Annotated in this window: 21 protein-coding genes; 6 read left to right on the top strand and 15 right to left on the bottom strand. The window is 70.1% G+C overall.

Going from position 1 to position 25,231, the window contains the following annotated elements; all coding sequences use genetic code 11:
- Positions 1-32: 32 nt before the first annotated feature.
- Positions 33-527: a transglycosylase SLT domain-containing protein gene (locus QLQ86_RS04310; RefSeq protein ID WP_326521266.1), complete on the top strand. Its 495-nt coding sequence runs from the start codon at positions 33-35 to the stop codon at positions 525-527.
- Positions 528-703: 176 nt separating this feature from the next.
- On the opposite strand, the gene ccoM is transcribed toward QLQ86_RS04310, so the two are convergent.
- The 3 genes from ccoM to rfaH are packed head-to-tail and all read right to left on the bottom strand — an operon-like array spanning position 704 to position 2,041.
- Positions 704-952: a cytochrome c oxidase subunit CcoM gene (gene ccoM / locus QLQ86_RS04305; protein WP_282736225.1), complete on the bottom strand. Its 249-nt coding sequence runs from the start codon at positions 950-952 to the stop codon at positions 704-706.
- Complete coding sequence (locus QLQ86_RS04300; protein WP_282816001.1) at positions 949-1,455, bottom strand: FKBP-type peptidyl-prolyl cis-trans isomerase; 507 nt, start codon at positions 1,453-1,455, stop codon at positions 949-951. The genes ccoM and QLQ86_RS04300 overlap by 4 nt, the downstream gene beginning before the upstream one ends.
- Before the next feature lie 43 nt (positions 1,456-1,498).
- On the bottom strand, positions 1,499-2,041 hold the full coding sequence (gene rfaH / locus QLQ86_RS04295; protein WP_282816000.1) for a transcription/translation regulatory transformer protein RfaH: 543 nt from the start codon (positions 2,039-2,041) through the stop codon (positions 1,499-1,501).
- A gap of 257 nt (positions 2,042-2,298) precedes the next feature.
- On the opposite strand from rfaH, the gene QLQ86_RS04290 reads away from it, so the two are divergent.
- Positions 2,299-3,660: an AmpG family muropeptide MFS transporter gene (locus QLQ86_RS04290; protein WP_282815999.1), complete on the top strand. Its 1,362-nt coding sequence runs from the start codon at positions 2,299-2,301 to the stop codon at positions 3,658-3,660.
- 22 nt (positions 3,661-3,682) lie between these two features.
- Here QLQ86_RS04290 and QLQ86_RS04285 read toward each other — a convergent pair whose 3' ends face one another.
- On the bottom strand, positions 3,683-5,509 hold the full coding sequence (locus QLQ86_RS04285; RefSeq protein ID WP_282815998.1) for an SEC-C domain-containing protein: 1,827 nt from the start codon (positions 5,507-5,509) through the stop codon (positions 3,683-3,685).
- Between the two features lie 84 nt (positions 5,510-5,593).
- Complete coding sequence (locus QLQ86_RS04280; RefSeq protein ID WP_282815997.1) at positions 5,594-6,838, bottom strand: ABC1 kinase family protein; 1,245 nt, start codon at positions 6,836-6,838, stop codon at positions 5,594-5,596.
- Between the two features lie 118 nt (positions 6,839-6,956).
- On the opposite strand from QLQ86_RS04280, the gene QLQ86_RS04275 reads away from it, so the two are divergent.
- The 3 genes from QLQ86_RS04275 to QLQ86_RS04265 all read left to right on the top strand — a co-directional run bounded on the left by QLQ86_RS04275 (position 6,957) and on the right by QLQ86_RS04265 (position 10,464).
- Positions 6,957-8,876 carry a DNA topoisomerase III gene (locus tag QLQ86_RS04275; protein ID WP_282815996.1) on the top strand — a complete coding sequence of 640 codons (1,920 nt, stop codon included), beginning with the start codon at positions 6,957-6,959 and terminating at the stop codon, positions 8,874-8,876.
- A 16-nt stretch (positions 8,877-8,892) separates the two neighbouring features.
- The gene (locus QLQ86_RS04270) at positions 8,893-9,828 is read left to right on the top strand and encodes a ketopantoate reductase family protein (protein WP_282815995.1); all 936 of its coding nucleotides are present in this window, start codon (positions 8,893-8,895) and stop codon (positions 9,826-9,828) included.
- Between the two features lie 63 nt (positions 9,829-9,891).
- Complete coding sequence (locus QLQ86_RS04265; protein ID WP_282736217.1) at positions 9,892-10,464, top strand: hypothetical protein; 573 nt, start codon at positions 9,892-9,894, stop codon at positions 10,462-10,464.
- A 100-nt stretch (positions 10,465-10,564) separates the two neighbouring features.
- Here QLQ86_RS04265 and ppc read toward each other — a convergent pair whose 3' ends face one another.
- From ppc to cysM, 5 genes are read right to left on the bottom strand one after another with little or no spacing between them, the layout of a single operon-like run.
- Positions 10,565-13,213: a phosphoenolpyruvate carboxylase gene (gene ppc / locus QLQ86_RS04260; protein ID WP_282815994.1), complete on the bottom strand. Its 2,649-nt coding sequence runs from the start codon at positions 13,211-13,213 to the stop codon at positions 10,565-10,567.
- Positions 13,210-14,106, bottom strand: coding sequence for a nucleoside triphosphate pyrophosphohydrolase (gene mazG / locus QLQ86_RS04255; protein ID WP_282815993.1), 897 nt, complete (start codon positions 14,104-14,106; stop codon positions 13,210-13,212). The genes ppc and mazG overlap by 4 nt, the downstream gene beginning before the upstream one ends.
- Positions 14,103-16,388 (bottom strand): GTP diphosphokinase, encoded by a 2,286-nt coding sequence (gene relA / locus QLQ86_RS04250; RefSeq protein WP_282815992.1) that lies wholly within the window; start codon positions 16,386-16,388, stop codon positions 14,103-14,105. The genes mazG and relA overlap by 4 nt, the downstream gene beginning before the upstream one ends.
- On the bottom strand, positions 16,381-17,826 hold the full coding sequence (locus QLQ86_RS04245) for a TRAM domain-containing protein (RefSeq protein ID WP_282815991.1): 1,446 nt from the start codon (positions 17,824-17,826) through the stop codon (positions 16,381-16,383). Before QLQ86_RS04245 ends, relA begins: the two co-directional genes overlap by 8 nt.
- A gap of 2 nt (positions 17,827-17,828) precedes the next feature.
- A complete protein-coding gene (gene cysM / locus QLQ86_RS04240; protein WP_282815990.1) occupies positions 17,829-18,725 on the bottom strand; it encodes a cysteine synthase CysM in 897 nt (298 codons plus the stop codon).
- A gap of 118 nt (positions 18,726-18,843) precedes the next feature.
- Here cysM and QLQ86_RS04235 point away from each other — a divergent pair, with 118 nt between their 5' ends.
- Positions 18,844-21,573, top strand: coding sequence for an ATP-binding protein (locus tag QLQ86_RS04235; protein WP_282815989.1), 2,730 nt, complete (start codon positions 18,844-18,846; stop codon positions 21,571-21,573).
- On the opposite strand, the gene acpS is transcribed toward QLQ86_RS04235, so the two are convergent.
- The 5 genes from acpS to rnc form a co-directional block, all read right to left on the bottom strand.
- A complete protein-coding gene (gene acpS, locus QLQ86_RS04230) occupies positions 21,513-21,890 on the bottom strand; it encodes a holo-ACP synthase (RefSeq protein ID WP_282815988.1) in 378 nt (125 codons plus the stop codon). The genes QLQ86_RS04235 and acpS overlap by 61 nt on opposite strands.
- Positions 21,887-22,687: a pyridoxine 5'-phosphate synthase gene (gene pdxJ / locus QLQ86_RS04225; RefSeq protein ID WP_282815987.1), complete on the bottom strand. Its 801-nt coding sequence runs from the start codon at positions 22,685-22,687 to the stop codon at positions 21,887-21,889. Before pdxJ ends, acpS begins: the two co-directional genes overlap by 4 nt.
- Before the next feature lie 200 nt (positions 22,688-22,887).
- On the bottom strand, positions 22,888-23,589 hold the full coding sequence (recO, locus tag QLQ86_RS04220; RefSeq protein ID WP_282815986.1) for a DNA repair protein RecO: 702 nt from the start codon (positions 23,587-23,589) through the stop codon (positions 22,888-22,890).
- Positions 23,590-24,489, bottom strand: coding sequence for a GTPase Era (gene era / locus QLQ86_RS04215; protein ID WP_282736207.1), 900 nt, complete (start codon positions 24,487-24,489; stop codon positions 23,590-23,592).
- Positions 24,486-25,190: a ribonuclease III gene (gene rnc / locus QLQ86_RS04210; RefSeq protein ID WP_282736206.1), complete on the bottom strand. Its 705-nt coding sequence runs from the start codon at positions 25,188-25,190 to the stop codon at positions 24,486-24,488. The genes era and rnc overlap by 4 nt, the downstream gene beginning before the upstream one ends.
- Between the last annotated feature and the right edge of the window lie 41 nt (positions 25,191-25,231).

The raw sequence follows: 25,231 nt of genomic DNA, 5'->3' as shown, positions 1-25,231 counted from the left end.
CCCCTGCCAGCCTGCGCGGCACCCTCGACAGCATCCGCGGAGCACCCGTGGCGCCCGCCGAGATATGGGCCGCGCGCCAGTGGCTCAATGACATGGAGCCGCGCCTTGCCCGCTACCTGCCGGAGCCAGCCAGGCGCCGCGAACTGCTGGGCCGCATCCACCACGAGGCGCGGCTGGCCGGCCTGGCGCCGGAGCTGGTGCTGGCGGTGATCCAGGTGGAGAGCGCCTTCAGGGCCGAGGCCGTCTCCTCGGCTGGCGCCGTGGGCCTGATGCAGATCATGCCGTTCTGGATCCGCGAGCTGGGCCTGCCGGCCGATGACCTCAAGGACCCGCGTCGCAACCTGCGCTATGGCTGCACGATCCTCGCCCACTACCTGGCCGTGGAACGCGGTGACCTGACCCGGGCGCTGGCCCGCTACAACGGCAGCCTGGGCAAGACCTGGTACCCGGAGCGGGTGATGCGTGCCCTGGCCCGCCACTGGTCGCCGGCGAGTCCCGCCCCGGTGCGCACCACCGCCGAGCGCTGACTTCGGGCCGGGACGACCGGCTCCGCTCTAGCCGGCCGCTCGTGCCTCCCTCCTTGCTGAAGGTCCGTGCCGCGTTTCCCGGCAAAGTGCGATGAACCGAAAAAAAGCCGACCCAAGCGGGTCGGCTACTGGGGGGAATGCTCCCCCCTCCCCTGACGACTCTAGAAGCGGCTGGATCAGTGCTTGTTCTTGCGATGGTGGTCGCGGACGATGAACGCGACCCAGCCCCCCATGAAAGCGACCATCATCGCGACGGTTACGAGCCCGAAGATTACGGCGTCATCCAGATACATGGTGGTGTCCTCCCGTCCCGATGTGATGGGTGAACTGTAGCCCGTCACGTGGAGAGGAAAGCTGACCTGAATCAAGTTTCTCCGCGCCCTCGCCGGGTCGCGGGAAATCCGTTGATCCAGGTCAGTTTTCACGGCAGCTTCTTGTCCTCGACCTCGCCGGGATCGGTGCCCGGGGGCAGCGGATGGCCCTTGGCGAGCTCGGCACGGGTGGCGTCGCGCACCTCCAGCACCTCGACTCGGTAGCGCAGGACCCGACCGGCCAGCGGATGGTTGGTGTCGATGACCACGGCGTCATCACGCACCTCGAGCACGGTGACGATCTCGGGGCCGTCGTCACCCGGGGTCTGGAAGCGCATGCCCGGCGCGACCTCCTCCACCGGGAAGGCATGGCGGCCGACCTCGCGCACCAGCGCCTCGTCGCGCAGGCCATAGGCCTCGGCCGGCATCAGGGTGACGGAGAGCTGGGCGCCGGCGTCCTGGCCCGCCAGGGCGCGCTCCAGGCCGGCCATGATGTTGCCGTGCCCATGCAGGTATTCGAGGGGCTGCCGGCGGGCACGGGAGTCATCGAGGACACTGCCGTCCCGGTCGCTGAGCACATAGTGCAGGGTCACGACCCGTTGAGGGGCGATGGTCATGGGGTCTCCTGAGGCGGGTGACTGAGTGAGGGAGCCGCGCCGCCTAATCGCGGCGGCGCAGCTGGCCGACGGGCATCTCCAGGCGCTGTTGCTTGTGCAGCATGTTGAGCAGCACGATGGCGCGCTCCTCGCCCTTGTGGCTGGCGAACACGGCCTGGAGGTCCTTGAAGGGGCCCTCGGTGATCTCCACCGCCTCGCCGGCGCGGAAGTAGACGTTCGAGGTCGCGTCCTCTTCGGCGCTGCCATGCGTGAGCAGCGTCTCGACCAGTTCATCGCTGACCGGCACCGGCATGTCCAGGCCGAAGGTGACGATCTTCAGCACGCCGCGGGTGGAGCGGATGGGTCGCCAGTTGCTGGCCAGCCGGTCGAGCCGGATGAACAGGTAGTAGGGGAACAACGGCTCGCTGACCCACTCGAGCTTGCCGCGGCGTTTCTTCTGGACCTGGAGCACGGGGTGGAAGATCTCGTAGCCCTGGTTGGCCAGGTGCTCGGCGGCGCGGAAGGACTCTCCGCCCTTGCACTGGATCACGTACCAGCGGGGCACGGCATCATCGGCCTCGGCCTGGCGAATCTCGGAATCGCTCATGTCGCTCCTGATAAGGGTTCCTGCAAGGAGCTGTCGGATTTGACGGATCTCGCAGCAGATCAGCGACAAGTACGACAGGCTCCTAGTATCACTGCCGGGGCTCTGCAACAATCCCACCGCATGCCAGCCCGGAGGATATCGCACGGTTGACATGGGCCGGACGCTGCCCGGCCCGGCTGCCGATTCCGGGATTTTACCATCGATGATCGAGGCCTGCGTGGCCTCAGTCGCGCCCACTGCAAGGAGTGCTCCCCGACATGCCGTCCCCCACCGCCCGACGCAGCTGGCGCGATGCCCTGGCCATCTACCTGCGTGCGCCGGTCATCACCATGCTGTTCCTGGGCTTCTCCGCCGGCCTGCCCTTCCTGCTGGTGTTCTCGACCCTCTCGGCCTGGCTGCGCAGCACCGGGGTCGAGGTGGCGGCCATCGGCTTCTTCGCCTGGATCGGCATGCTCTACTCGATCAAGTTCTTCTGGGCCCCGGTGGTGGATCGGCTCGCCCTGCCGCTGCTGACCCGCACCTTCGGCCAGCGCCGAGGCTGGATGCTGCTGGCCCAGGCGATGATCGCCATTGGCCTGGTCGGGCTGGCCGGGGTCGACCCGGTGGGCCACCTGCCCCTGGTGGCCGCCTTCGCCCTGCTGGTGGCCTTCGGCAGCGCGACCCAGGACATCGCCATCGACGCCTTCCGCATCGAGTCCGCCCCGGACGATATCCAGGCCGCCATGGCCTCGACCTACATCATCGGCTATCGCGGCGGACTGCTAGCGGCCGGCGCGGGCGCCCTCTACGTGGCCTCGCTGGCCTCGTGGGAGGCGGCCTACCTGACCATGGCGGCGCTGGTGGGGATCGGGGTGGTCACGGTGCTGCTGCGCCCGGAACCCGAGCGACTCTCGCTGACCACCCAGCTGATCCACGAGCCTCGGGTGCGCATCTTCCTGCGGGCCTCCCGCGGCCGGGCGAAGCCGCTGCGGCGGCTCGGCGCCTGGGTGATCGGGGCGATCGTCTGCCCCTTCACCGACTTCTTCACCCGCCACCGACACAAGGCGCTGTGGCTGCTGCTGTTCGTGGCGGTGTTCCGGATCAGCGACCTGGCCATGGCCTCCATGGCCAACCCCCTCTACATCGACCTCGGCTTCACGCTGGCCACCATCGCCAATGTCACCAACGTCTTCGGCATCGCCATGAGCATAGGTGGCGGGATCCTCGGGGGGCTGCTGGTGGCCCGCTACGGCATCGGGCCGATCCTGGTCCTGGGGGCGGTGGCCGCAGCGCTGACCAACCTGCTGTTCGTGGCCCTGGCAATGGCCGGCCAGAGCCTGCCGATGCTGGTGATGGCGATCATCGGCGACAACCTGGCCAATGGCCTGGCCAGCGCCGTGTTCATCGCCTTCCTCTCGAGTCTCACTTCGCGTGCCTACACGGCCACCCAGTACGCACTCTTCTCATCGCTGATGACCCTGCCCGGCAAGTTCCTCAGCGGCTTCGGCGGCCTGGTGGTGAGTGGGGAGGGCTATGCCACCTTCTTCCTGATCTCCACGCTGCTCGGGCTGCCGGCCGTGCTGCTGGCGATCTGGATCAGCCGCGACCGCGAACTGGTGCCGGCCCCCCGGGCCGCCTGATCGCCATGGACCTATCGCTCGGTCAGTCGGCCAGCCGCGCCTGCAGCCAGGCCAGCGCCCCCGGCGTGGTTCGCCACTGGTCGCGCATCAGGGTGCGATACTGCCAGGCCTCGGCACGGGAACCGGGCTCGGCGACGCCCTCGCCACCGCCGACCGGACGCGGGTTCTCGGCACACAGCATGGCCATGGCGTGGGGGTTGTGGCGGGCCACCTCGCCCAGCGCCTCGGCGGCCTCGTCGCGGCGCTCCAGGCGGTAGAGCGCCAGCACCCGCCCCATCAGCAGCCCCAGCGGCGGGGTCTCGTCGTCATCGCCGTCGAGCTCGCGCTCGCTCAGGGCCAGGGCCGCGCGGTCACGCCCCTCCCGGAGCAGCTGGTCGAGGACCAGCTCGCGCAGGCCCAGGCTGTCCTGGTCATCCAGGGTGAGCAGCCGCTCGGCGAGCTCACGGGAGCGCGCCCGGGCGCCGCGCTCCATGCCCACCACCAGCGCCAGACCGGTGCGCAGCAGCACGGCATTGTCGGCACTGTCCCACAGGAAGGCGCCCTCGCCCTCGGCGCGCACCTGCTCGAGCCAGCGCTCCAGCCGGCTCGCCAGGGGCTCGAACAGGCTAGGCGCCATCCACGGCAGGCTGCCGAAGCGGCTGGCCAGCGCCAGCGCCAGGGATTGCACCACGGCGGGGGCGTCCAGCCACTCGGGATGGGCGCAGAGCGCCGGCAGCCACTCCCCGGCATGGGGCCAGGGATCCTCGTCGAAGCCCATCGGGGCGTCGCTCTCGACCCGCGCCCGGAAGACCTTCTGCCAGGCGGCGAACAGGGTGTCCTCGCGGGCGGTGGTGTGGTACTCGAGGCTGCCATCGTCGCCGACGCGGATCTCCAGGCGCGGGGCCACGGGCAGCGATTCCAGCAGCGCCTGCAGGGCCACCAGCGGCTCGGCCAGGTCCTCCTCGGCACTGAGCAGCTGATCGGCGAGCGTCGCCCCGGGGTTCTCGGCCAGGTCGGCCAGGAACTGCAGCTGGTCGGGGTCCAGGTCGCCCTGGCGGGCCAGGCGCCGGAACCAGAAGCGCGACCGCTCGGCGGCTTCCTGCTCATGCCCCTCGTGCAGCAGCAGCATGGCCTCGATATAGGCCAGGGTCGGCGAGTCGGGCAGGGCCTGCTGGGCGCGCACGAAGGCCGCCCGGGCACTGTCCAGGTCATCGTTGTCCAGGTGCATCAGGCAGAGCCGCTCCAGGGCCACGCCGCGCAGGAACAGCGGCCCGCGGTCGAGCACGGCGTCGAGCAGCGCCTCGCGCTTGCGGTGGAAGCCGCGCTCCTGGTAGAGGTCGATGAGGATCTCGAAGGCGGGCTCGGCCTGCTCGGGGAGGGTCAGCCAGTCGGCACGCTCGAACAGCGACTCGAGGATCTGCTGGGCCCGCCCGCGCTGGCCGGACTCGGCGGCGATCAGCCCGGCCTCCAGCAGCGCCTGGGCCGGGGCGCGGCCGCTGGCCAGGGCGGCCTTGAGGGTATCGCCCTTCCAGTCGCGCAGCGAGAGCATCCACATCAGGTGCGGCGGCACATGACCGGGCAGGCTGACCGCCCCGCAACAGTGCTTGGTCTTGCGCCCGGAATCGCACCAACAGGGTTCGTTGCGCCCGGGCCGGGCCAGGGGCTCGGCGGCGAAGTCGAGTCGTGCCAGCGGGGTCTGCGACCACAGCTCCGGCGCCAGCGCCTGGGCCAGCGCCAGGTTGCCGCCGACCAGGGCTGGCCCCTCGTCGCGGGCCCAGGCCATCAGCGTGGGGTAGCGCTCGTCCTGGCGAATGGCCACCAGGGCACCCGAGGCAAAGCCCAGCAGCTGTTCTACCCATACTGCCAGCATCGCGCACTCCAACGTTTGGAAAACGGCATAGTCTACCAGTCCGGCGCCAGGCTGGGCAGGTGGGTCTGTCGCCTGTCCGGGAGATCAGGCGTGCCCTCTGGGGAACAGCGGTCGGGTGCGCTCGGCCATGTCGAGTCTCGCGCCGAGGCGCACCAGATTCCAGTAGTGGCCGTTGAGGGTGCGCGAGAGCAGCAGCGTGTCCGCCGGGGGCTGCAGGCGGTCCATGGCTGCCCAGACCTTCGGGGAGAGCTCGCGCAGCCGACGGTGTACCCGGACGTCGCCGAAGTCCTGCTCACCCGGTTCGAACAGCGGCGTGACCGCCTCGGCCGCCTCGCGGTAGAGGGCCAGGGGCGCCCCCTGCCCCTGACGGCCACCCAGTTCGAGCATCGCCGCGTCCATGGCCATGGGATCCCCCGCCAGGGTCGCCTCGAGCAGCCGCATCATCGCGGCCAGGCGCGCCTCGGGCACCGGGATCACGGCGCCGAGATCGTAGATCACCAGACGCCCCGTCGGGTCGGCGGCGAAGTTGCCGGCATGGGGGTCGGCATGCAGCTCGCCATGGGTGAAGAGTTCCTCGGTCAGCCAGTCGGCGAGCGTCGTTGCCACCCGCTGGCGCAGGGCGTCGTCGGCCGCCTCGAGATCACGCAGCGGGGTCCCGGCGACGTAGCGCATGGCCAGCACCCGCGGGCCGGAGAAGTCCGGCAACGGCTCGGGGATCACCAGGCTGTCGAGGTGCGCATAGCGCGAGCGGTAGCGGGCCAGTGCCTGTGCCTCCGCGTGGTAGTCCAGCTCGCCGCGCAGGCTCACCGCCAGCTCCTCGAAGAGCGCATCGAGCCGCGCCTGGGGCACCTTGAACCAGCGCCCCAGGCGCATCAGGCGTCGCACCTGCGCCAGGTCGCTCTCCAGTACCTCGGCCAGTCCCGGATACTGCACCTTGAGCACCAGGGTCTCGCCGTCCCGGGTCGTGGCGCGGTGCACCTGGCCCATGGAAGCGCTGGCGAAGGGGCGCTCCTCGATGCCGGAGAACACCGCATCCAGATCGCCGTACTGGGCGGCCAGGGTGCGGCGGATGCCCGTCCAGGGCATCGGTTCGGCCTGGCGCTGCAGGCGGGAGAGCTCCTCGGCGAGGTCGGGCGGCAGCAGGTCGTCCCACTGGGACATGATCTGGGCCAGCTTCATGGCCGGCCCCTTCAGCTCGGAAAGCCCCTCGAAGAGGGCCTCTCCCAGGGCCCGCCAGTCGGCCTGCCCGCCCATTCGGGTGCGGATCAGCGCCCCGCCGGTGCGGGCGCCGAGTCCCAGCAGGCGCCGGGTACGACCGCGTTCGCGCATGCCTCTCTCCTCCGATCAATATTGTACAACCATTGTACATCTATTGGTGCAGCTTACACCTGGCGAGGCGTGGCGAATACTGGAAGAATGTCCATGTCATTCACCGCGACGAGCCATCATGCGACTGATCATCGCCGAGAAACCGAGCCTGGCCCGGGCCATCGCCGAGGCCCTGCCCGGCTCCCCCCGCCGCGACGACGGGGCCCTGGTGGTGGGTGAGACCACGGTCACCTGGTGCCTGGGCCACCTTCTGGAACAGGCCCCGCCCGATGCCTACGACCCGGCCCTGAAGCAGTGGCGCCTCGACCAGCTGCCGATCCTGCCGGGCCGCTGGAAGCTGATGCCTCGCCCGAAGGCCCGCGGCCAGCTGGCGGTGATCCGTCGACTGCTCAAGTCCGCCCGCGAGGTGGTGCATGCCGGCGACCCCGACCGCGAGGGGCAGCTGCTGGTGCAGGAGGTGATCGAGCACCTGGGCTGGAAGGGGCCGGTGTCGCGGCTGCTGGTCAGCGACCTCAACCGCCCGGCGGTGCAGCGCGCGCTCGCCCGGCTCGAGGACAATGGCCGCTTCGAGCCTCTCTACCGGGCGGCCCAGTGCCGTGCCCGGGCCGACTGGCTCTACGGTATCAACCTGACCCGCGCCTGGACGCTCACCGGCCGCCAGGCCGGCCACGACGGCGTGCTCTCGGTGGGACGGGTCCAGACTCCGGTGCTGGGGCTGGTGGTGCGCCGCGACGCCGAGATCCGCGACTTCGTCCCCAGGCCCTTCTTCGTGCTGTGGGCCGACCTCGCCGTCGCGCAGGGCCGGTTGCGCGCCTGGTGGGTGCCCGGGGAGGCCCATCCCCTCGACGACCAGGGGCGCCTGCTGGTCCGGAAACCGGCCGCCGCCCTGGCGGAGCGCCTGCCCGGTGCCGAGGGTCGGCTCACGGCACTCGAGCGCCGTGACAAGCGCCAAGCCGCTCCCCTGCCCTACTCGCTCTCGGCGCTTCAGGTGGACGCGGCACGGCGCCATGGGCTCTCCGCCAAGGCGACCCTGGACATCTGCCAGCGTCTCTACGAGCGCCATCAGCTGATCACCTACCCCCGCTCGGACTGCCGCTATCTGCCCGAGGAGCATTTCGCTTCGGCCCGGAGCACGCTGGAGGGCGCCTGCCGCCAGGACGAGACGCTGCGAGGCTGGCTGGCCGGGGCGGATCTCTCACGGCGCTCCCGAGCCTGGGACGATCGCAGGGTCGGCGCCCACCACGCCCTGGCGCCCACCGGCAAACCCGCCGACCTCGCGCGACTCGAGAAGGCCGAGGCCGATGTCTTCCGGCTGATTGCCCGCAACGTCCTGGCCCAGTTCTATCCCGCGCTTTCCACCCGCGAGGTGAAGGCGGCATTTTGCCTCCTCGACGAGACCTTCCGCGCCCGGGGCCAGGAGATCCTCGACCCCGGCTGGAAGCCGCTGTTCACCACCCGTGACGAGGCACCACCGCTGCCACCGCTCACCGAGGGGGAGACTTGCCGGGTCCTGGAGGCCGGTGTCGAGGACCGTGAGACCCGCCCGCCGGAGCCCTTCACCGACGCCAGCCTGATCAAGGCGATGATGAACATTGCCCGCTACGTGGAGGACCCGGCCGTCCGGCGCACCCTGCGCGAGCACGACGGCCTGGGCACCGAGGCGACCCGGGCCGGCATCATCGAGACGCTGGTGGAGCGCGGCTACCTGATCCGCCAGGCAAAGGCGCTGCGCGCCACGCGGCTCGGCAGCGCGCTGATCGCCTCGCTGCCCGAGGCGGTGGGCCGCCCCGAGCGTACCGCGCTCTGGGAGCAGCGCCTGGTCGCCATCGCCGAGCAGGGCGACGCCCCGGCCCCCTTCCTCGCGGCCCTGGTCGAGGACCTGCATGGCCTGCTCGCCGCCGCCGACGCGGGGCGGATGCGCGAGGCGCTGCACAGCGCCCGGGGCGAGCAGGCCCCGGCGGAGCGCTCGGCTCGAGGCCCCCGGCGCGGCGGGTCGCGCCGCAGGACGCCCGCGGCACGGCGCACTCGCCGCCCATGATCCCGGGAGCTGCCCCATGACCCCTGCGACCCACTGGATCGTCGGCCCTGGCGCCCTGGGACGGCTGATCGCCCTCCGGCTGGCCGGACGGGTCCCGGTGAGGCTGGTCGGCCGCCGCCCGCTTCCCGACCGCCAGACCCTGGTCACCCCGGAGGGCGACGCCCGGGTACAGGCAGTTGTCATGGCGCGGATCGATGCCCTGCCCGCGGAGCCCCCGGCCGTGGTGCACCTGACCACCAAGGCCCACGGCGCCGAGGCGGCCCACGCCGCCCTTGCCGCCCGGCTGCCCGCCGGGGTGCCGCTTGTGCTGTGGCAGAACGGCTTCGCCTGTCAGCCCCGGCTCACCGAGCACCATCACGGCCCGGTGCTCTGCGCCACCACCACCGAGGGCGCCCATGTACAGGACGACGACCGGGTGACCCATGCCGGCCATGGCCACACCTACATCGGCGCCCTGGACGGGAGCCATGCGGACCTGGCCACCGCGCTGGCGCAGACCCTGACCGCCGCCGGGCTGCCGGCCGAGGCGGTTGCCGACATCCGCGTGCGGCTATGGCGCAAGCTGGCCGTCAATGCCGCCATCAACCCCCTGGTCGCCCGGTTCGCGATCCGTAACGGGCAGTTGCGCGACCGCCCCTTCCGCCCCATGGCCGAGAGGCTGATCACCGAGGTCGCGGCGATCCTCGCCGCCGAGGGCGTGACCCCTCCCGGCGATGGGGGGCTGGAGGGCTGGCGGCAGCTGGTCTGGCAGGTCGTCGAGGCCACGGCGAGCAACCGGGCCTCCATGCTGCAGGACGTGATGGCCGGCCGCCTCACCGAGCACGAGGCGATCCTCGTCCCGCTGCTGGACGCCGCCTCACGGCACCGGCTGACGGCCCCCTGCCTGGCACGCCATCTCCATGACCTGCGACTCCGGGCGGCGGCATTGGCGGAACCTCCGGCGGCTTGCTAGTCTTGAGTGACTATGATTCCGGGCCGGCGGCCCCCTCAGACTGCCGACTCAAGGTCGGGGAACATGCAACCGGATTCACGCCTCGCCATCGCACTGGCTAGCGTCCTGGCGCTGGTGGCGCTGCCCACGCAGGCCGACTCGGCCATGCCCGCCTACGGCGGCATGGCGCAGGATCTGGTGCACCTCGACAATGGCATGATCGTCCAGGGAAGCGACGTCGAGACCCCCGATGGCTATACCTCGGGCTTCCGCCTCACCGCCGGCTTCACGCCGCAGCACCTGCCCCGCCTCGACCTCGGCGCCGAATTCAGCTACCGCGAGAGCGATGACGTGCCGGTGTCCCTCACCGATGGCCAGCAGCTCCTCGACACCACCAGCCTGGGAGGCAGCCTGGTGGCCGGCGTGCGTCTCGGGCCACTCGGCCTCTATGCCAAGTCGGGCCTGGCGGAGTGGCAGGGAGATCCCGTCGGGGGCGGTGACCAGCTTCGCGAGGGCGGGGGTACGGCCAGGGTGCAGGGCTTCGGTGCCCGCTTGCAGCTGCGCCACCTGGTGAGTCGCCTGGAGTTCGAGGAGATCGATGCGCCGGCCATGAACCACCTCAACCTGATGACCGCCTCGCTGCACTTCCCTTTCTAGCTGCAAGCTGCAAGCTGTAGGATGATGGTGTCCATCCAGGCACAAGCCACAAGGGATTTCCTTGTCGCTTGTGCCTTGCCGCCTGAAGCCGGCCGAAGGCCTAACCCGTATTGCGCAGCCCCGCGGCGATCCCCGCCATGGTCACCATCAGCGCGCGGGAGAGGTCCGCGCTGATCGCCCCGTCGGCATCGCGGTTACGCTGCAGGAGCTCGGCCTGCAGGCCGTGCAGCGGATCGATGTAGGGGTTGCGCACCTCGATGGCCTGGCGAATCAACGGCGTCTTCTCCAGCAGTTCCTGCTGGTCGAGCACCTCCAGCAGCGCCTCGTGGAGTCGACCGAAGCGGGTGCGCAGCCGCTCCCCGAGCGCCTTGAGGGCCGGCTCGTCGACCAGCCGGTGCTCGTAGTAGGCGGCGATCCCCACGTCGGCCTTGGCCAGCAGCATCTCCAGCATGTCCAGGTAGGTACCGAAGAAGGGCCACTGGTCGCGCATCTCGCGGAGCACCTCGAGCCCCCCCTCCTCCTCCAGCCGCTGGCTGAAGGCCTCGCCACTGCCCAGCCAGGCCGGCAGCATCAGGCGGATCTGGGTCCAGGCGAAGATCCAGGGAATCGCCCGCAGGGTCTCCACACCACCGTCCTGGCGACGCTTGGTGGGGCGTGAGCCCAGTGGCAGACGCCCGAGGGCGCCTTCCGGGGTCACCGAGCGGAAATAGGGGACGAAATCGGGATCCTCGCGCACCACCCCCACATAGGCGCCATGGGCCACCTCGGCCAGGCGGTCCATCTCCTCGCGCCATTCCGGCCTGGGCGCCGGCGGCGGCAGCAGGCTCGCCTCTAGCACCGCACAGGCATAGATCTCCATGGAACGCAGGGCGATCTCCGGCTGGCCGAACTTGAAGCGGATCATCTCGCCCTGCTCGGTCACCCGCAGGCTGCCGTTCACCGAGCCCGGCGGCTGGGAGAGGATGGCCGCGTGGGCGGGACCGCCACCCCGGCCCACGGTACCGCCGCGGCCATGGAAGAGGGTGAGGTCGACCCCGTGGCGGTCGCAGACCGCCACCAGCGTCTCCTGGGCCCGGTACTGCGCCCAGGCCGCAGCCAGCTGGCCGGCATCCTTGGCGGAGTCCGAATAGCCGATCATCACCTCCTGGCTGTCGCCGGCCAGGGCGCGATACCCCGGCAGCGCCAGCAGGTGGTCGATGACCTCTCCGGCGTGGTCGAGGTCATCGAGGGTCTCGAACAGCGGCGCGATAGGCAAGGTGACCGTGCCCCCCACCTCCTTCATCAGCAGCGCCACGGCGAGCACGTCGGACGGCTCCCCGGCCATGGAGATGATGTAGGTCCCCAGCGCCTCACGATGCTCGGAGGCGATGACCCGGAAGGTATCGATGACCTCGCGGGACTCGGCGGAGCACTCCCAGCGCCGCGGGATCAGTGGACGCCGCGAGGCGAGCTCGGTGAGCAGGAACTCCTGGCGCTGCGCCTCGTCCCAGTCGCGGTAGTGGCCGAGCCCCAGGCCATGGGTGAGTTCCTCCATCACCTGGGCGTGGCGACTGGCTTCCTGGCGCAGGTCGAGCTTGGTCAGGGTCACCCCGAACACCGCCACGCGGCGCAGGGTGTCGAGCAGCACGCCGTTGGCGATGGTGTCGAGCCCCACGTCACACAGCGAGCGATAGCAGGCCAGCAGGGGGGCATAGAGCTGGTCGCGGGTCTCGATGATGGGGCCACCCTTGTAGCTGCCCCCGTCGAGCTCGGCCTTGGCCCAGTCACGGGTCGCCTCGACCCTCGCAAGCAGGCGCTTGATCAGTTCGCGGTAGGGTTCGGCGACATCGCCCACCTCGGCCTTGAGCGCGCTGTTGGCCTTCCACATGGAGAGCTCGGCCTTGAGCTGCTCCAGGTCGCGCAGGTAGAGGTCCGCCGCCATCCAGCGACCCAGCAGCAGCACCTCCCGGGTCACCTTCGCCGTAACGTTGGGATTGCCGTCGCGATCGCCGCCCATCCAGGACGCGAAGCGGATCGGTGCGGCGTCCAGCGGCAGGCGCTCGCCGGCGGTCTCCAGCAGCAGGTTGTCCAGGTCGCGGTGGAAGTCGGGCACCGCCTGCCACAGGGAGTTCTCGATCACCGCGAAGCCCCACTTGGCCTCGTCCACCGGGGTCGGTCGCTCATGGCGGATCTCGTCGGTGTGCCAGGCCTGGCTGATCAGCTCCTCCAGGCGGCCCTGGGCACGCGCCCCGCGCTCCGGGTAGTCCCCGGAGGACTCGATGGCCGTGAGGCAGTCGTCGATGGCGTCATACTTCTGGATCAGGGTGCGGCGAATGACCTCGGTGGGGTGCGCGGTGAGCACCAGCTCGACGCGCATGCCGGAGAGGGTCTCCACCAGCTTGCGCGGCGAGTGGCCCTCGCCCCGGGCCCGCTCGAGCAGCTCGGAGAGCACCGGCTGGGAGCCGGGCTTGTAGTCCTCGACCCGACGGAAGCGCGCCCGATAGTGCTGCTCGGCGATATTGGCCAGGTTGAGGAACTGGTTGAAGGCCCGGGTCACCGGCAGCAGGTCCCGGTCGGGCAGCTTGCGCAGGTACTCGATCAGGGCGCGCTGGCTGCCCTCCTCGCCCTGGCGGCCGCGCTTGGCGAAGCTGCGAATGGTCTCGATGCGGTCGACGAAGCCCGGGCCCAGGTCATCGGCGATGGTGCGGCCCAGGCTGTCGCCCAGGATACGGACATTGTCACGCAGCGATTCATGCAGGTCATGGCTCATGGCCGGGACTCTCCTTGCGGCGGTTCCTGAACGGGGGTGTCGAGGCGCTTGGCGTCCTGCCAGTGCCGCTCAATGGCCTCCAGGCCGGCCTCCTGCAGCGGCACCTCGGCGGCGGCCAGGGCCGCCTCAACGTGACGGAAGCGCCGCTCGAACTTGGCATTGGTGGCCCGCAGGCACTGCTCGGGTTCGGCCTTGAGCGTGCGCGCCAGGTTGGTCACCGCGAACAGCAGGTCGCCCACCTCCTCGGCGGCATGCGTCCGGTCCCCCTCGGCCAGGGCCTGCTCCACCTCGTCGAGCTCCTCGCGGATCTTGGCCAGCACGCCATGGGCATCCGGCCAGTCGAAGCCGACCCGGGCGGCACGCTTGGAGAGCTTGGCCGCCCGGGAGAGGGCCGGCAGGGTGCGGGGGACATCGTCCAGCACCGACGCCGCGGCGCTGTCACGCGAGGCACCCGGGGTGTCGCTTGCCCGCTCGGCGCGCTCCTCGGCCTTCAGCGACTCCCAGCGGGAGTGGACCTGTCGGGTCTCGATGTCCTCGGCACTGACCCCCGGCGGGCGGCGCGAGGCCAGGGTCCCGTCGGGGAAGACGTGGGGATGACGGCGCAGCATCTTGGCGGTGAGGACATGGACCACCTCGTGGAAATCGAAGCGCCCTTCCTCGGCCCCGAACTGGCTGTAGTAGACCACCTGGAAGAGCAGGTCACCGAGCTCGCCGGGCAACTCGTCCCAGGCCCGACGCTCGATGGCATCGGCGACCTCGTAGGCCTCCTCCAGGGTATGGGGCACGATGGAGTCCCAGTCCTGCTTCACGTCCCAGGGGCAGCCCTGATCGGTGTCACGCAGCACGGCCATCAGCTCGAGCAGGTCATCGAGGTCATACCGGGGCTTGCTCATGTCATCCTCCTCCTGCGCTTGCCCGACTTGCCCTGGCCACCCCCGCTGCGCAGCCGTCGCACCTCGATGACGTTGGGCAGCTGCTGGATGCGCGAGAACAGACGCCCCAGGGTCTCCAGGCCGTCGACCTCGACGGTGATGGACATGCGTGCGATGCCGTCATCGGTGTCGGTGAGGGTGTTCACCGAGAGGACGTTGACGCGGTCGTTGCTGAGCACGCCGGTGACATCGCGCAGCAGTCCCGAGCGGTCCCAGGCCTGGATCTCGATGTCCACCGGGTACTGGGTGCGGGCACGCTCGCCCCACTCCACCTCGATGATGCGCTGGGGCTCGTCCAGGCGCAGCTGCAGGATATTGGGGCAGTCCTGGCGATGCACGGTGACGCCGCGCCCCTGGGTGATGAAGCCGACGATGGCGTCGCCGGGCACCGGATGGCAGCAGTTGGCCATGCTGGTCTTGAGGTTGCCCACCCCGAGCACGGTGATGTCGCTGCCACTGCCCTTGCCCAGCGCCTTGCGGGGCTTGGCCAGCAGGCGGTCGAGCTGTTCCTGATCGTCGCTCTCGCCGAACAGCTGCTGGGCCTGGTGCAGCACCTGGCCGATGCGCAGGTCGCCCGCCCCCAGGGCCGCATACATGTCGTCCGGGGTGGGGTAGTTGACCTTGTTGGCCAGGCGCGTCAGGTCCATGCCCTCGACGTCGAGACGCTTCATCTCGCGCTCGAACAGCGCCCGGCCCTCCTCGAGGTTGCGGTCACGGGCCTGCAGCTTGAACCAGGCCTGGATCTTGGCCCGCGCCCGGGAGGTGCGCACGTAGCCCAGGTTGGGGTTGAGCCAGTCGCGGCTGGGCCCGCCCTTGCTGGCGGTGAGGATCTCCACCTGCTGGCCGGTCTTGAGCCGGTAGGTGAGCGGTACGATGCGGCCGTTGACCTTGGCCCCCCGGCAGCGGTGGCCCACCTCGGTGTGTACCCGGTAGGCGAAGTCGATCGGCGTGGCGACCCGGGGCAGGTCGATGACGTGGCCGTCCGGGGTGAAGACGTAGATGCGGTCCGGGGCCACGTCGCTGGTCAGTCCCTCGCGCAGGTCGCCGAAGTCGCCCACCTCCTCGTGCCACTCCAGCACCTGGCGCAGCCAGGCGATCTTCTCCTCGTAGCTGGCGCTTCGCGCGCTGGTGTCGTGGCCCTTGTAGCGCCAGTGGGCACAGACCCCGAGCTCGGCCTCCTCGTGCATGGCGAAGGTGCGGATCTGGATCTCGAGCACCTTGTTCTCGGGGCCGAGTACCGCGGTGTGCAGCGACTGGTAGCCGTTCTTCTTGGGGTTGGCGATGTAGTCGTCGAACTCGTTGGGGACGTGATGCCAGCGCGAGTGGACGATGCCCAGCACCGTGTAGCAGTCGGTCACCTCGGGCACCAGGATACGCACCGCCCGGATGTCATGGACCTGGGAGAAGTCGATGCGCTTGCGCTTCATCTTGCGCCAGATCGAGTAGATGTGCTTGGCGCGCCCGTCGACCTGGAAGCGGCTGATCCCCTGGGCCGACATCAGCGACTTGAGGGTATTCACCACCTCGCTGATGTAGCGGTCGCGGTCCAGGCGCTTCTCGGCGAGCTGGCGGGCGATGGCCTTGTACTCCGCCTCGTGCAGGTAGCGGAAGGAGAGGTCCTCGAGCTCCCACTTGAGCTGTCCGATGCCCAGGCGATGGGCCAGGGGCGCATAGATATCGAAGACCTCCCGAGCCACCTGCAGGCGCTTCTCCCGCGGGGCGTCGCGCACCTGGCGCAGGGCGCAGGTACGCTCGGCGATCTTGATCAGGGCGACGCGGACGTCGTCGATCAGGTTGACCAGCATCTTGCGCAGGTTGTCCTGCTGGTCGTGCTGGCTCAGCCCCTGGCTGGGGGCCTGGAAGGTGCTGATGGCGGCCATCTGCAGCACGCCGTCGATGAGCCCGGCGACCTCGTGGCCGAAGCGCTTGTCGACCTCCTCGAGGCCGATCAGCTTCTCGCGGACGGCACGGTAGAGCACCGCGGCCTCCAGCGCCGGCTGGTCGAGCTTGAGCTCGCCCAGGATGTCGGCCATCTCGAGGCCCATGCGAAAGCTCGAGCCATCCTTGAGCCAGGCCTTGTGGGGGCGGTCGGACGCCAGCTCCAGCTGCTGTGCCAGCTCGCAGGCACGGCGCATCTCGTCGACGTCGCGCAGCTTGACGTCGTCCTGCAGGCGTGTGAGCCACTGGTCGATCGCGACCCTCCCGTCCCCGGTCAGCGGCTGCTCTTCACGCACTTTAACCATCGCTTGACGCTCCTTGGGCCTGCCGCGCCGAGCCGGGATACTCGAACAGCAGCATGGATTCCAGGTGTGAGGTGTGCACGAACATGTCGGCCACGGCCGCACGCCGGATACGATAGCCACCATGCACAAGGTGTGCCGCATCCCGGGCCAGGGTGGCCGGATCACAGGAGATGTAGAGCAGCCGCGGCACCGGATGTTCCACCAGTGCCCGGCTTACCGCCTCGGCTCCCTCCCGGGGCGGGTCCAGCACCACCATCTCGGGGACGGCCTCCTGTAGCAGGGCGCGCACGGCCGGCGGCGCGGCGAGATCCGCCTGACGCGCCACGACGTCCAGGCCCCGTCCTGGCGCATTGGCGCGGGCATTCTCGCCAAGCCGCGCAACCATCGCCGGATTACCCTCCACCGCCGTCACCCTTGCACCGGCGGAGGCCAGCGGCAGGCTGAAATTGCCCACGCCGGCGAACAGGTCCAGTACCCGCTCGCCGGCGGCCAGCGGCGCCAGCCAGGACAGGGCCGTCCTCACCATCAGGCCATTGACCTCGGCATTGGCCTGCAGGAAGTCCCCGGGGGCGACGCTCAGGGCGAGGTCCCCGTCTGGCCCCGGCACCCGGCAACGTAGTGCCGGTGCGGCAGTCAGCCAGTCGAGCTCGGGCGCCTCGCGACCCAGCCAGCGGGCCAGGTGGACGCCATGGGCCCTGGCGAAGGCCTGCCAGCGCCGCACATCCCCCGGGTTGTCACGCAGCTGCCGCACGACCACCACCACTGCCTGATCGCTCTCGAGCAGCTCGAGGTGCCCCACCTGGCGCGGAGCCTCGAGCTCTGCCAGCAGCAGGTGCAGCGGCACCAGCAGGGCGTCCAGGGCCGGCACCAGCAAGGTGCAGGCGTCGATGTCGATCAGGCGATGGGTATGGCGCGCGCGAAAGCCCAGGTGGACGTCACCGTCGGCGTCCACCTTGACGCCCAGGCGGGCGCGCCGGCGGTAGTCCTGTCCCGCGCCGGCGAGCAGCTCGGGCGACGCGGCCAGGGCGATGCCCTGGCGCCCCAGCAGCTCCTCCAGGACCGCCTGCTTGTGGCGGCGCTGCGCCGGTAGCGCAAGGTGCTGCAGGTCGCAGCCGCCACAGCGCCCGAAGGAGGGACAGGGGGGTAAGACGCGCTCCGGCGAGGCCAGCAGCAGCTCCTGCACATGGGCCTCGTCGAAGCGCTTGCGGGTGCGATGGACGGCGACCTTCACGTGCTCGCCGGGGAGTGCGCCCTCGATGAACACCGTCTTGCCCAGGGCGGTGCGCGCCACCCCTCGCCCGTCATGGGCCAGCCCCCGGATCTCCAGGGTATCCTGCTCGCCGACGCCGGAGGCCTCCCGGCGTTCCCCCTGGCGCCCATGCAGCCCCGAGACACCCGACGCCGCGCGCCTCGGACGACGCTTGCCCAGCATGGCCATGCTCAGCGCTCCGGGGCGAACAGGCCGGTGGAGAGGTAGCGATCGCCACGGTCGCAGACGATGAAGACGATCACCGCATTCTCGACCTCGGCGGCGATCCGCAGCGCGCCGGCGAGCGCCCCGCCGGACGACACCCCGGACAGGATGCCCTCCTCCCGGGCCAGGCGACGCATGTGCTTCTCGGCCTCCTGCTGGCCGATGTCCAGCACCCGGTCGACGCGGCGGGGGTCGAAGATGCTCGGCAGGTACTCCGGCGGCCAGCGGCGGATGCCGGCGATGCTGGCCCCGTCCTCGGGCTGCAGGCCGATGATCTGTACCTCGGGGTTGCGCTCCTTGAGGTAGCGCGACACGCCCATGATGGTGCCGGTGGTACCCATGGAGCTGATGAAGTGGGTGATGGTGCCGCCGGTCTGCTCCCAGAGTTCCGGGCCAGTGGTGCGGTAGTGCGCCAAGGGGTTGTCCGGGTTGGCGAACTGGTCCAGGCGCTTGCCATCGCCGCGGGCTATCATCGCCTCGGCCAGGTCACGGGCCTCCTCCATGCCCCCTTCCTTGCTCACCTCGACCAGTTCGGCGCCGTAGGCGGCCATGGCCTGCTTGCGCTCGGCGGAGGCACTCTCCGGCATGGTCAGCACCATGCGATAGCCCATGATGGCGGCCGCCATGGCAAGGGCGATCCCGGTGTTGCCGGAGGTCGCCTCGACCAGGGTGTCGCCGGGCGCGATCTCGCCGCGGGCCTCGGCCTGCTGGAGCATGGAGAGGGCGGGGCGGTCCTTGACCGACCCGGCGGGATTGTTGCCCTCCAGCTTGGCCAGCAGGGTATTGCCGCGCCCGGCGGTGATGCGCTTGAGACGGACCAGCGGCGTGTGGCCGACGGTCTCCTCGAGAGTGGGGAAATGCATGTAACCTTCCTGATGGAAACGCCTTTTCAGCATTATATCCCTGCGGCTGCACACTGGACAGGCATCTGCCCACCCTGTGGCATACTGGACGCCGATTCACCGCCCGACGAGCCCACCGATGTCCCTCAAGACCCGACTGATGCTGATGATCCTCGGCCTCCCCCTGCTGCTGCTGGCCCTGCTGGTCGTTGCGGTCCTGGTGCTCGAGGATCGCCAGCGCCACGCGGAACTTCGCAACCAGCTGACGCGGGGTGCCGAACTGGTCGCGCCGGCCCTGGGTGAGGCCCTGTCGACGCAGGATGACCGGGCACTGTCACGCCTGACCGACGGTCTGCTGGCGTTGCCCCATGTCCAGGCACTGAGCCTGCAGGATGGTCAGGGCGCACCCCTGCTGGCGCGCGGCAGGGTTCGCGACCTGCCGGCGCCGACCGACCCCGACACCTCACGCCTGCTGGAACGCGACCGCCGCTGGCTGCTGCAGATCCCCCTGGTCAACGGCGCGCCGACGCCGGCCTGGCTGGTGCTGGACATCGACACCACTCCCCTGCTGCTTACCCGTTATCGCCACCTGGCCAGCGCCGGCCTGGCGCTGATGCTCGCCGGCCTGCTGCTGTTCCTCGCGGCCTATGCCACCACGCGACGGCTGAGCCAGCCGCTGGAGGATGCCGGCCGCGCCCTGGATCGCCTGACTCTCGGAGTAGTGCCCGAGCGGCTGGCCATCCCCCCGGCACCGGAACTGGCCGGGCTCGCCCGACGCGTCAATGACCTGGCCGACCATCTGGAGACGGCCCGAGAGGAGATGCAGGCCCAGATCGAGCAGGCCACCGACGAGCTCCAGGAGTCCATGGAGACCATCGAGGTCCAGAACATCGAACTGGACCTGGCCCACCGTCGGGCCCTGGAGGCCAACCGCGTCAAGTCGGAATTCCTGGCCAACATGAGCCACGAGATCCGCACGCCTCTCAACGGCATCGTCGGCTTCTGTCGGCTGCTGGGACGCTCGCGGCTGGAGCCGCGCCAACGGGAATGGCTGGACCACGTGCAACGCGCCTGCGACAACCTGCTGATGCTGGTCAACGATGTCCTGGATTTCTCCAAGCTGGAGGCCGGCCGGGTGGAACTCGAGACGCTACCGCTGGACATGGTCGGCCTGGTCGACGAGGTGCTCGGCCTGCAGGCCCCGCTGGCCCAGCAGAAGGGACTGCAGCTGCTCGGCCTGGTCTACGATGACGTGCCGGCCGACCTCAAGGGCGACCCGCTGCGGATCCGCCAGGTGCTCACCAACCTGGTCCACAACGCCCTCAAGTTCACCGACGAGGGCGAGGTGATCGTGCGGGTGATGCTGGAACAGGCCGAGGCCAGCCGGGTGGTCCTGCGCGTCAGCGTCAGCGACACCGGCCTGGGGCTGACCGACGAGGCCCGCCGACGCCTGTTCCAGGCCTTCCATCAGGCCGACGTCAGCCATCCGAGAGAATTCGGCGGCACCGGCCTGGGGCTGGCCATCTGCCGTCAGCTGGTCGAGCAGATGGGCGGGGAGATCGACGTCGAGAGCGAGCCCGGCGAGGGCTCGACCTTCTCCTTCACCCTCGCCCTGTCGGCCAGCACGCAGAGCGAGCGCCCCCCGGAGCTCAGCCTGGACGGAGAGGTCATCGTGATCGAGGAGCCCCACCCTCCCACGCGTCGCGCCCTGCAGCACCTGATGACCCGCTGGGGCGCCCGGGTCACCACTCGGGCAATCGCCGGGAGCCTGCCTGCCGCCTCGCTGGTCGTGGCGGGGCTGGGGAGCGAGGACCTCGACGAGGCGCACCTGGCGGGTTGGCGACGCCGGCTGGATAGGCTGGGCTGCCCCGCCCTGCTGCTGATCAACGCCAGCCCCCCCGACCTGCCGGCCCTGCCGCTGCCGCATGGCGGCGAGGTCCTGGGCAAACCGGTCTCCCGCTCGGCCCTGGCGGATGCCGTGGACCGCCATCTGGCGGGAACGCCTCGGGCCCTGCCGGCCCCCGCGCAGCACCGGCCGTCAGCGCCGCCGGTCCGGCTGCTGGTCGTCGATGATACGGAGTCCAACCGGCGGCTGCTGGACGAACTGCTGGCCGGGCCCGGCCTCACGGTGACCCAGGCGGCAAGCGGGGAGGAAGCCCTGGCACTGGCGCATGACCGGGACTTCGACATGGTGTTGATGGACATCCGCATGGCGGGCATGGACGGGGTGGAGACGACCCGGGCATTGAGGCGCCTCGGCGGCGCCTGGCAGCGGGTGCCGGTCATCGCCGTCACCGCCCATGTACAGGGCGAGCAGCACCGGGTGCTGCGTGAGAGCGGTCTCGACGATGTGCTGATCAAGCCGCTGCAGCCGCAGCGCCTCGCCCAGTTGCTGGAGGAGCACCTGGGCATCGTGCTGCCGGCGCAGCACGCGGAGAGCGCGCCGTCGGCACGCGGTGATACCCCGGGGGAGGAGGACCCGGAGCTGGCGGTGGTGGACCTGGAGCTGGGCGCACGCCTGGCCGGCGGACGCGAGCCCCTCGCCCGGGAACTGCTGGAGAAGCTGGCCGACTCGCTGGCGCACAGCGAGCGGGCCATCCGTGACGCCGTCGCCCGCGACGACGAGGTGGCCATGCTCGACGCCCTGCATGCCCTGAATGGCGCCTGTCGCTATTGCGGCACGCCGCGCCTGGGACTGCTGGCGGAAACCCTGGAGACACGGCTGCGCTCGCGGGGCGTGTCCGCCGTGGTGCCGCTGCTCCCCGACCTCTATGCCGCCATGGGCGAGCTGCGCGCCTGGCAGGCGGCTCAGCCCTCGAGCACCACGAAGGCCATCGCCAGGGCCTCCTCGTCGGAGAGCGACAGGTGAACCGACCTCACACCGGCCGCCTCGGCCAGCTCATGGGCCTTGCCGGAGAGGACCAGTGAGGGACGCCCAAGCGCATCGTTGACCACCTGGATCTCGGTCCAGCGCATGCCCCGTCGCAGGCCGGTGCCCAGCGCCTTGACGAACGCCTCCTTGGCGGCGAACCGCTTGGCCAGGAAGGCCGCGGGCAGGACATGACCACGGAACCGTTCTCGCTCCCGCTCACCGAGCAGGCGCAGCGCGAAGCGCTCTCCGTACCGTCCCATGGCCCGCTCGAAACGGGCCACCCGGGCGATGTCGGTGCCGATGCCGATGATCATCGGCAGCAGTCCGACTCCTCGTCATGATCGTGGTCGTGTTCCTCGAGCGAGGCCACGAAACCCGCCTCCTGGCCGGCGATGGCCAGCCGCTTCATCTCGGCCACGGCCTCCTTGAGGCCCACGAAGAGCGCCCGGGCGATGATCGCGTGACCGATATTGAGCTCGTGGAGCCCGGGCAGCGCAGCAACCGCCTCGACGTTGTGGTAGTTCAGGCCGTGGCCGGCATTCACGGTGAGGCCCAGTTCGAGGGCCATCTCGGCGGCGGCGGCGAGACGGGCATGCTCGCGACGGGCGGCCTCGCCCGCGACCTCGGCATAGGCACCGGTATGCAGCTCGATCACCGGCGCGCCGGCCCTGGCCGCCGCCTCGATCTGGGCGGGCTCGGGATCGATGAACAGCGACGCCTTACAGCCGGCCGCGGCGAGCCGACGGCAGGCCGCGGCAACGGCCTCAAAGCTCCCCGCCACGTCGAGCCCGCCCTCGGTGGTCAGCTCCTCGCGCTTCTCGGGCACCAGGCAGACATGGGCCGGAGACAGCTGCTCTGCCAGGCACAGCATCTCCTCGGTGACCGCCATCTCCAGGTTCATGCGCGTATTGAGCACCTCGGCCAGCAGGCGCACGTCGCGCTCCTGGATATGGCGACGGTCCTCGCGCAGGTGCACGGTGATGCCGTCGGCGCCGGCCTCCTCGGCGAGCAGGGCCGCCTGGACCGGGTCCGGGTAGCGGGTGCCACGGGCCTGGCGCAGGGTGGCGATATGGTCGATATTGACGCCGAGCAGGATACGGGGGGGATGCATGGGGACTCCATGGGGGTCGGAAAATCAGGAATAAGCAACCCGCCTGAGCCGTGGGCTCGGGGCTGATCCGGCGGCAGCCCTGCGAGGAGGCGCTGTGAACCCATCCCTGGGCGCTACCGATGCCATCCATGGCATAGGACCTCCTCTTCGGCCTACCCCCGGCGCCCCTCACGGTCATTGCGAGAAGTGCCAGAAAGCCATCAGTGTGAACCGGCCCGCCGGCGCTGGGCAAGCTGGCGCATCAGCTCGCGGGAGCGCAGCGGACGGCTGCCGAGCAGCGGGGCCAGCGCCGCCCGGGTGACCGCCTTGGCGGGACCGGCGAGCCCCGGCTCGGCCCAGTCGCCGCGGGCCAGCAGGCGCAGGGTGCGCCCGTCGATGCCGCCCTCGCCGGCCACGAAGGCCCGCGAGGCCGGATCGAGGACATAGCGACGCTGGGGGTCGAGTTCGCCCCCCTCCGGGTCGGTGAAGCGCGGCCAGGCGTCCAGCGCTTCGAGCGCGGCCACCTCGAGCCGACGCAGCGCACCGGCGCGCCCCTCGGGCCGGGGCAGCACCTCGAGCATGGCGGTGTAGAAGGCAAAGACCTCGGGGACCGGCAGCTCCACCGGCAGTACCCGCGTCAGGAGTTCGTTGGCATAGAGGCCACAGAGAAGCCCCTCGCCGGCGAGTAGGGCCACACTGCCGCGTCCCTCCATCAACCGCAGTCGCTTGAGCTCGCCCTCGCCGACCCAGGTGACATGCAGCGGGGCGAAAGGCTGCAGCCGGCCTCGCGAACGCGAACCGGGGCGCTGGACGCCCTGGGCCACGGCCCTGACGCGGCCGTGGTGCAGCGTCAGCAGCTCCACCAGGGCGCTGGTCTCGCGGTAGGGCCGCTTGTGCAGCAGGAAGGCGGGGGCAGGCTGCATCTAATCCAGGTCGTAGCCCAGGCTCTTCAGCGCACGCTCGTCGTCGGACCAGCCGCGCTTGACCTTGACCCACAGGTTGAGCATCACCTTGGCCCCCAGGGCACGCTCCATGTCGAGGCGCGCCTCACGACCGATGTTCTTGATGCGCTCGCCGTTCTCGCCGATCAGGATCTTCTTCTGCCCGGCCCGTTCGACGAGGATCAGTGCGCTGATGTGCACCACTCGCCCTTCGTCGCGGAACTCCTCGATCTCCACGGTCATCTGGTAGGGCAACTCGTCGCCCAGCTGGCGCATGACCTTCTCGCGCACCAGTTCGGCGGCCAGGAAGCGCTGGCTCTTGTCGGTGATCTGATCCTCGGGAAAGTAGTGCACGCTCTGCGGCAGGTGCTTGGCCACCTCGCCCTCCAGCTCCGGGACGTTGGTGCCGTGCTTGGCGGAGATCGGCACGATGGCGGCGAAGTCGCGGCGCGCGCCGACCTGCTCCAGCCAGGGCAACAGGCTGGCCTTGTCCTGCAGGCGGTCGACCTTGTTGACGGCCAGGATCACCGGCGCCTCGACGTGTTCGAGGCGCTGCAGCACCACCTGGTCCTCGTCGCTCCAGCGGGTACGGTCGATGATGAAGACCACGCAGTCCACGTCACGCAGGGCCTGGACGGCGGCCTGGTTCATGAAGCGATTGATCGCCTTGTTACGATCCTTGGCCATGATGTGGATGCCGGGGGTGTCGACGTAGATGAACTGGGCCTCCCCCTCGGTCTTGATGCCCATCACCTGATGGCGAGTGGTCTGGGGACGCCGCGAGGTGATCGAGACCTTCTGGCCGAGGATCCGGTTCATGAGCGTCGACTTGCCGACATTGGGGCGGCCGACGATGGCCACGAAGCCGCAGGTGGTGGTCATGGACGGTCCCCCGTGCTGTTGGACTTGACCGGTTCGAGGCGAGAGAGCGCCTGGGCGGCGGCCTGCTGCTCGGCATGACGCCGGCTCGATCCGACGCCCAGGGTGTGCTTCTCGAGCATCTCGACGTGGCACTCGACGGTGAAGGTCTGGGCATGGGCCTCGCCCTCCACCGAGGTCACCTCGTAGCGCGGCAGGGGCACCTGGCGTGACTGCAGGAACTCCTGCAGGCGGGTCTTGGGGTCCTTCTGGGTATCGTCGAGGCTGATGGCCTCCAGCCGCTCGGCATACCAGGAGAGCACCCGCGCCCGGGCGACTTCCATGCCGGCATCCAGGTAGATCGCGCCGAGCACCGCCTCGACGGCATCGGCGAGAATCGATTCACGACGATGGCCACCGCTCTTCATCTCGCCGGACCCCAGCCGCAGGCATTCGCCGAAGGCCATCTCCCGGGCCAGCTCGGCCAGTGTCTGCCCCTTGACCAGGCGCGCACGCAGCCGCGACAGCTGGCCTTCCCTGGCCTGGGGGAAGCGCTGGAAGAGTGCCTCGGCGATGATGAAGTTGACGATGGAATCACCGAGAAACTCGAGGCGTTCGTTGTTCTGGCCGCCGTAGCTGCGATGGGTCATGGCCAGCTCGAGCAGACCGGGGTCGGCGAACGTATGGCCGATGCGGCGGCTGAAGGCGTTGAGGGAGTTGCTCACGGAGCTCCTGACTAATATTCGATGATGGACATGGGGGGTCG

It is taken from the genome of Halomonas rhizosphaerae, assembly GCF_030012485.1.
Taxonomy (GTDB): Bacteria; Pseudomonadota; Gammaproteobacteria; order Pseudomonadales; family Halomonadaceae; genus Halomonas; species Halomonas rhizosphaerae.
This window is presented reverse-complemented; position numbering and strand designations above follow the sequence as displayed.

Excerpts from the sequence above, each read along its gene's own strand:
- QLQ86_RS04300 (WP_282816001.1), bottom strand. The coding sequence starts at position 1,455 with ATGACCATCGCCCCTCAACGGGTCGTGACCCTGCACTATGTGCTCAGC.
- rfaH (WP_282816000.1), bottom strand. The coding sequence starts at position 2,041 with ATGAGCGATTCCGAGATTCGCCAGGCCGAGGCCGATGATGCCGTGCCC.
- QLQ86_RS04290 (WP_282815999.1), top strand. The coding sequence starts at position 2,299 with ATGCCGTCCCCCACCGCCCGACGCAGCTGGCGCGATGCCCTGGCCATC.
- QLQ86_RS04285 (WP_282815998.1), bottom strand. The coding sequence starts at position 5,509 with ATGCTGGCAGTATGGGTAGAACAGCTGCTGGGCTTTGCCTCGGGTGCC.
- QLQ86_RS04280 (WP_282815997.1), bottom strand. The coding sequence starts at position 6,838 with ATGCGCGAACGCGGTCGTACCCGGCGCCTGCTGGGACTCGGCGCCCGC.
- QLQ86_RS04275 (WP_282815996.1), top strand. The coding sequence starts at position 6,957 with ATGCGACTGATCATCGCCGAGAAACCGAGCCTGGCCCGGGCCATCGCC.
- QLQ86_RS04270 (WP_282815995.1), top strand. The coding sequence starts at position 8,893 with ATGACCCCTGCGACCCACTGGATCGTCGGCCCTGGCGCCCTGGGACGG.
- QLQ86_RS04265 (WP_282736217.1), top strand. The coding sequence starts at position 9,892 with ATGCAACCGGATTCACGCCTCGCCATCGCACTGGCTAGCGTCCTGGCG.
- ppc (WP_282815994.1), bottom strand. The coding sequence starts at position 13,213 with ATGAGCCATGACCTGCATGAATCGCTGCGTGACAATGTCCGTATCCTG.
- mazG (WP_282815993.1), bottom strand. The coding sequence starts at position 14,106 with ATGAGCAAGCCCCGGTATGACCTCGATGACCTGCTCGAGCTGATGGCC.
- relA (WP_282815992.1), bottom strand. The coding sequence starts at position 16,388 with ATGGTTAAAGTGCGTGAAGAGCAGCCGCTGACCGGGGACGGGAGGGTC.
- QLQ86_RS04245 (WP_282815991.1), bottom strand. The coding sequence starts at position 17,826 with ATGGCCATGCTGGGCAAGCGTCGTCCGAGGCGCGCGGCGTCGGGTGTC.
- cysM (WP_282815990.1), bottom strand. The coding sequence starts at position 18,725 with ATGCATTTCCCCACTCTCGAGGAGACCGTCGGCCACACGCCGCTGGTC.
- QLQ86_RS04235 (WP_282815989.1), top strand. The coding sequence starts at position 18,844 with ATGTCCCTCAAGACCCGACTGATGCTGATGATCCTCGGCCTCCCCCTG.
- acpS (WP_282815988.1), bottom strand. The coding sequence starts at position 21,890 with ATGATCATCGGCATCGGCACCGACATCGCCCGGGTGGCCCGTTTCGAG.
- pdxJ (WP_282815987.1), bottom strand. The coding sequence starts at position 22,687 with ATGCATCCCCCCCGTATCCTGCTCGGCGTCAATATCGACCATATCGCC.
- recO (WP_282815986.1), bottom strand. The coding sequence starts at position 23,589 with ATGCAGCCTGCCCCCGCCTTCCTGCTGCACAAGCGGCCCTACCGCGAG.
- era (WP_282736207.1), bottom strand. The coding sequence starts at position 24,489 with ATGACCACCACCTGCGGCTTCGTGGCCATCGTCGGCCGCCCCAATGTC.